A 6,000-nucleotide genomic window follows, 5' to 3' on the forward strand; every position below is an offset into this window, starting at 1 on the left:
CTATTATTACATCAATTACATAAAAATATTCCCGTTCAGCCTATTGATAAAACAAGCTCTACACATTTTATAGATTTATTTTTTCCTGAATAAAAAATATCCTTTTGCAAAAAAGCAAAAACAGGATTAAAACAAATAATTATGGGACGCTTATTAAGATGGTATTGCTTGGCATTATTGGGAATTTTTCGCTGTTTTATTATTCTTTTGCACAAAATTATTCGCAAAATAATGCGGAACTCATTGCTTCGCTGAACGAAGTTTCTACTGATATTCCGCCTGCGCCGTTTTCGTTCAATTGGCGACATTTGGTGAGCATAGAAGAAGGCGGCTACCGCAAAAATATGCAACGCGGCGGTGTGCCTTTGCCACAGCCTTATATCCGCGAAGCAGACGTGCTGTGGAGCAAGCGCATTTGGCGCAGCATTGATACGCGCGCTGCCACCAACAAACGATTCAACAACGCCGACTATCCCTTTGCCGAATTGATGTACGATTTGGTGATGCAACACCCCGAAGTGCGCATTTTTACCGATGATACTTTTACCGAAACCGTTCCGCGCGAGCAATTACAAAACCGTTTTACGGGATTTGATACGGTGGCGGTGTATAATTTTGCCACGCAGGAATACGACTGGAAGCCATCGAGCGCAATTTGCAATGGAAAGATTTTGTGCAGTTTCGTTTGAAAGAAGATTGGGTATTTGAAAGCAACATTCCAATTTAGATGTACGCATTATTGGCATTGCTCCTGTTCGCGAGGTGATTGACGAAACGGGTGTTATTCGCGGGCAGGAGGCTTTGTTTTGGGTGTATTATGATGACATTCGTCCTTTGCTGGCGCAATACGATGCTCCCAATCCCGATGGAGAAGAGAGTATATTGAGCTGGGCTGATTTTTTGGATATGGGATATTTGCAGCCGCGTTGTAAAAGAAGACAATGTGTATGACCGCAATATCGCCGAATATGCTACGGGCAGAAATGCACTTGAAGAGTCGCACCGCATCAAACGCGAACTTTATGAGCGCGAACATAATCAATGGGAATATTAAGTGTAAAACCTGAATAGTCAGATGTGTTTTTCTATAAAAAGGTGAGTTTTTACTTGAGCAACAACCTGCAACATGATAGCCGATAAGTTGTAATATCCTTATGAGATGTGAAAGAATGTGAAGTGAAGTAGAGAATAAAAGACATAAGGAGTTCAACTTATTTTGCTTTTTTGTTTTGGTATCTTGTTTTTGGAGCCGTCGTCAGGCAGTGATTGTCTGCGGCGGTTTTTTATTTTGCCCTATTATTGAAGGCTCTTTTGTTAAATATTTGCAGTTTTTAGATTATTTTATGCACATTTGCGAAAGAATTATTCAACGTTTTTATCCTAAAAAAGACACTTTTGAATTACGTTCTCTTATCTGTTTTTTCTTTTCGGTATATTGCTGTCGGCGGCGGGCTGCCCAATGCCAAGCGCGCCCAACGGCTTGCGGCACATCACGAGCGCATCAGTCAGGCGGCGCAGGCAGCAAATTTGTCGCCCGAAGCCAAATTCGACACACTGGCGCAAAGTTTGAGCAGCAGCCATACACGAAGGCTTAAACATTGCCAACCCCGCGAAGGGCAAAAATATGTATCCTCCTATTTTAAGCAAAATAAGGTGATATGGTGCAGATATTGGAAGAGTTGGCAGTGTGGCAATTGGATATGAACGAAGTACAGCGTATGGGCTTTGGCTTGCGGCTCGTCACCAAACCCTACTCCGCCGATTTTGTGCGCCTCTTTCCCAAATTTATCGCCGCTACCGCCAAGTGAGTTTTATGAACGATTTTGGAAAAAAACTCAAAAGCACCATTTTCAATAATGGGACTTTAAGATAGATTTTAAAAACATTTTTACTGAAAACAGCGAAATAATTGCAATACTTAGCACTCAATGCTTTATCACTTTTTATTTCCAAAATTTTTGCCCTGTCGGATTTTCCAAAAAACGAAGCCAAAGCCTGCTTTAATTGTTTTTCGTTGCTGCAAGCGGGCTTAATCCAAATGATACAACTGCGCCAAAGGTTCGGCATTGAGGGTAGGGGGCGTGTCAAAACAGCGTTGTATTCGGTGGGCGGCAATTGGTCAGGACCCACGGAATAATACGCAAAAATACTGCCGCCGCCGTTATTGATGAGGATAATGCGCAAATTGGGTGATAATTCCTCGTTCCAAAGGGCGTTGCTGTCGTAAAAAGCCAATCTCGGTGACCAGCACGGTGAGTCGCGCCGTGTATCAGCAATGGCAGCCCCTGCCGCCGTAAATGGTGCATCAATACCACCCACGCCGCGATTGCTGCAAGGATTTGCCGACCCCGCAATCCGAAAATATTGGAATAGCTGCACCGCTGCATTTGTCGAGTTGAGCAGCGCATTTTTGGGCAAGGGTATTGCACTAACAAAACAAAAATTTTTCAAATCACAAAAAGGGATTTGTTTTAAATATTGCTGCTGCCGGATAAGCGGTGTAGATGGTTGATATGCTGAAAAATGATAATAGGGCTGTGCGGCATCAGTGCGGGAAATTTTTTAGAGCCTTCCGCAATATATAAAGAAAAAAACGCCCAGTGGCAGCCACCCTTTGTGTGAGAACGAAAAGTATCATGTGATGGAAGGCGTTTTCGTGGAGCAGGATATGGTGTTTGGGTGCTTGCGCAAAAACTGTTTTATTTTTTTTTAGATACAATCATTCCGCCGAAAGATACCAACAAATCGGGCTGCAAATATTGTTGTTGCGCTCATTGCAGCCATCAATGAAAGGTCGGTGGTGCTAAAGCATCATCATTCAAATTGAAGTGCTTTCGCAGAGCAGCACCATATCCTCGCGGCGTTGCAAGGCGTAATAATCTGAGCAGGCGGGCATCGGGCGGCGTAGTCCCGGCGAGGAGCATTTTTTGGGCTGTTGTGCCACAAATCCACAAATAAGCGTGCTGCGGAAAGCGCAACACCCGCTCGCCGCCCCCAAATCAATGCGTTTGGGGATACAATTATCGGTGGAGGTGTCGGTTTCGTCATACAGCGGCTGCCGCGCAAAGGCACATTGATATGCTGCACTGCCGCCGTGGGATACAGCGACACATTGAGTGCTTCCCATTGACCAGGCGGCAGGCATACCAGAAATCATCGGCTTGCGGGGAGAGTAGGGCAGCTGAAAACTTTTTCTTATATAGTTGCACAGACCCCCACCCGGCGAATACTCGCACACCGGCTTGGTCTATCCACTCCCGCAGGTCGGTCTGGCGGTAAGCACGAGCAAAAGGCACTTCCTGATAGAAGGCTTCGGCGAGGGCTAGCGCATAATTGAGGGTGGCAGTGCAGCGAGGTGCAATGAGTGCTGATAGGTTGGCGGGTTTGCTGTGCGATACCCCAAGGGCGCATAAAAGCGGCGCAGCGTTCATCAACGATGACGTGGCACTGAATGTGCGGGTGGCGGTGAAAAAGCCATCACGAAGGGAAGCGGCGCCAAGCCCGAAAACACCGCGTGCCCATACCTTGTCGGCGCAAATGTCGGCTAAATAGCGCACATACGATGGTCGGTGTTTTTCATTGGGAAATGTTTTGTATAAAGTAAAGGGGCAAAATAAACGAATTTGCTGGTTTTCTATCTGTCCTTGGCACTACTTAAATATTATAATTCAACCTCTTTGCTTTTGATTCCATAGCCATTCTCCTTTGCCCATTGTTTTAGCAAGTTCAACTCTCTTGTTTTGTTTCTTTTCGTCATTTGTCTCTTGCCCTAACGATTTTAAAAGCAATTTCTCTATTTTTTAACCATTTTGTAAAAACCTTCCTCTATTACTATTTTTTCCGAATTGATTATTTGCTCTTCAACTTGTTTTTCTGTCATATCTGGAAATGCACTCCTATCTCTTAATTTTTCCTGTGTTGCTTTGTCCGCTTGTGCTATAGCTTCTATGTCTGCTAAACAATTAGATGGTAAGATGGTTGCTATTCTATCAATCTGGTATTCTTCCAGATTTCCAAAACTTGGAATATCAATTCCGAATTTTTTATCGTAGTCAAACCTAATTACAGAAATCGGATATTTTAATAAAATGCAGACAAGTTAACTAAAGAAATTATTTTGTACAAGTATCCAGCCATTTTAGAATTAATTTTGGCTCAAATAGCTGTGAATTACTCTTGAACATTCCCATTTTGTTGGAATATTTTGCCCCTAGGCTTTAGAAATACAATTGTGAAGATAACCAAGGCTTTTATGGACTGTTTCTAAATCGTGTTTTTCGTTAAATAATCGAATGGTCATTTTGTTTTAGAATTTTCCAAATTATCTTTGCATATGGTGTGTCCGCTTTTCACGTCTTTGGATTCGTAACCATTCTTTCAGGCTGTACAGTCCATCGTCATTAATGTTGAAGTAAACAGATAACATTCCTAATTCTAAGCCACTTCTAAGTGAAACAAAGCTTGTTTGTAAAGACCAAAGCATATTTGATTGAATGATACTTGAAGTTCTTCCCAAGAGTCGATAAATGGAAAATAGTGTCCAGACCAAAGGTTTTCAAGATTTTGAGGGATTATCATTCCAACTGTATGATAAATCCATCCTACTCTTTCAACACGTTTTTTAATTTCGGGGTTTTCCTCAAAATATTTTTCGGTCCGTCGATAAACCTCAATGCTATTGTCTGTTTCTGTATATGTATGTCCAAAATTTCATTATCAGTTGTCGGTATTTTTAGAATGAAGCATGTACCACCCGGAAAAAGGTTTTCAGGTTTTCGGTATTTCTTTCCATAAAGATTTATCAGGCCTATGGCATTCCATTTTTAAATATAAGATTTTTTAAACGCTCTGAATCAAATTTATTTCCTGGTTTAGTTTTGATGATAAATTATCTTTAGTTTTTCTATTATCATAATTTTTGCTTTTTATCTGCTATGAAGTTAAAAATAATCTTTTATTAATAAGTTTAAATTTTTTTTTTTGCAAAAATAGCTCGCTGCTACTACTCCCCCCATATACCCAAGCTGAAGTGTAGCTGTTGTTTTGCTGAACATAGTCGAGGAGCTGTCAAAAGTCGTGTTGGGCGAGGTGGCACTATCGCCGGCGTAATGACTAATTTTTTGCGGGCGCGGGTCATTGCCACGTTCATACGGGCGATAATTCAAAAACCCGATGTCTTATGTTTTCATTGCTTCGCACCAAAAGAAATATAACAATGTCGCGCCTTCTGCTCCCTGAAAAAGAATCAATGGTATTGATGTTGATAGTGGGCGAGTTGCTGTTGTTGGAGGCAGTAATCGTTGAGCATATTTTGTAAATAAACGACCCGCGCTTTGTAGGGCGAAACGATACCAAATGGAAGGGAAAGGCAAGTCTCCGCTGATGTTGGAGCAGTTGCTCTAAGTGCTTCCACAAGAGGGCGGCTTTGCTGTAGGCCTGCTGTTTTGGCGTTTTCTTTTCGAAGCCGCAGCTCGCCGTATCCACGAACTCCACAGGCTGGTTTTTCCGTTGAGCAGGGCAGTTGCCACGTTTACCCACTCGTGCGCTTGGCGCGGTTGTTGTAAAAATAGCGGTTCGGGAAAGTTTACAATCTGTTCGTTCATACGGTATTGAACATCGAGGAGGCTCACTTTGGGCAGAGATGTGTAGGCGGCTTTTTCCGATGATGGTTTGTCCAATCCCTTTGCGCTCGGCATCAAAACTTTTACGGTAGTGTGGTTGAAAAGGGTCGCCAGCAAAGAGTACTTTGTGGGCTTTGGCGATGGGAATCCATGTAGTAACGAGGGCTTGTGAGGCTTTGTCAATAACGACCCAATCAAAACGTTTGCCCACCAGATAGCGGTCGGCGGCTCCCACCAAAGAAGCGCACCACCGAAAAGCATTGTCCAAAATATGATTGATGAGATAATGCTCAATGAGTGCCACCTGATTGGTGAGGTCGCGGGCTTCGGTATAGAGCAGGCGGCGCATGTTCTTCGCGCTCTGCCACGCCGAAGTTGC

General features: G+C 43.1%; 8 protein-coding genes. 3 read left to right on the forward strand and 5 right to left on the reverse strand.

Features of this window, described 5'->3' with window-relative positions; all coding sequences use genetic code 11:
* The first annotated feature begins 158 nt into the window (after positions 1-158).
* Complete coding sequence (locus IPL35_04210; protein MBK8442659.1) at positions 159-689, forward strand: hypothetical protein; 531 nt, start codon at positions 159-161, stop codon at positions 687-689.
* 73 nt (positions 690-762) lie between these two features.
* The gene (locus IPL35_04215; GenBank protein MBK8442660.1) at positions 763-951 is read left to right on the forward strand and encodes a hypothetical protein; all 189 of its coding nucleotides are present in this window, start codon (positions 763-765) and stop codon (positions 949-951) included.
* A 459-nt stretch (positions 952-1,410) separates the two neighbouring features.
* Here the strand turns inward: IPL35_04215 and IPL35_04220 are convergent, their stop codons facing one another.
* Positions 1,411-1,647 carry a hypothetical protein gene (locus IPL35_04220; protein ID MBK8442661.1) on the reverse strand — a complete coding sequence of 79 codons (237 nt, stop codon included), beginning with the start codon at positions 1,645-1,647 and terminating at the stop codon, positions 1,411-1,413.
* 11 nt (positions 1,648-1,658) lie between these two features.
* On the opposite strand from IPL35_04220, the gene IPL35_04225 reads away from it, so the two are divergent.
* A complete protein-coding gene (locus IPL35_04225; protein ID MBK8442662.1) occupies positions 1,659-1,808 on the forward strand; it encodes a hypothetical protein in 150 nt (49 codons plus the stop codon).
* Here the strand turns inward: IPL35_04225 and IPL35_04230 are convergent.
* From IPL35_04230 to IPL35_04245, 4 genes are all read right to left on the reverse strand, one after another.
* Entirely contained in the window at positions 1,795-2,451 is a 657-nt protein-coding gene (locus IPL35_04230) for a hypothetical protein (GenBank protein ID MBK8442663.1), read from the reverse strand. The genes IPL35_04225 and IPL35_04230 overlap by 14 nt on opposite strands.
* 367 nt (positions 2,452-2,818) lie before the next feature.
* A complete protein-coding gene (locus IPL35_04235; GenBank protein ID MBK8442664.1) occupies positions 2,819-3,145 on the reverse strand; it encodes a hypothetical protein in 327 nt (108 codons plus the stop codon).
* Between the two features lie 1,795 nt (positions 3,146-4,940).
* The gene (locus IPL35_04240; protein ID MBK8442665.1) at positions 4,941-5,165 is read right to left on the reverse strand and encodes a hypothetical protein; all 225 of its coding nucleotides are present in this window, start codon (positions 5,163-5,165) and stop codon (positions 4,941-4,943) included.
* Positions 5,146-6,000: hypothetical protein (locus IPL35_04245; GenBank protein MBK8442666.1), on the reverse strand; the 855-nt coding region annotated here is incomplete at its 5' end. The genes IPL35_04245 and IPL35_04240, both read right to left, overlap by 20 nt.

This window comes from Sphingobacteriales bacterium, assembly GCA_016711285.1.
Classification (GTDB): Bacteria; Bacteroidota; Bacteroidia; order Chitinophagales; family UBA2359; genus JADJTG01.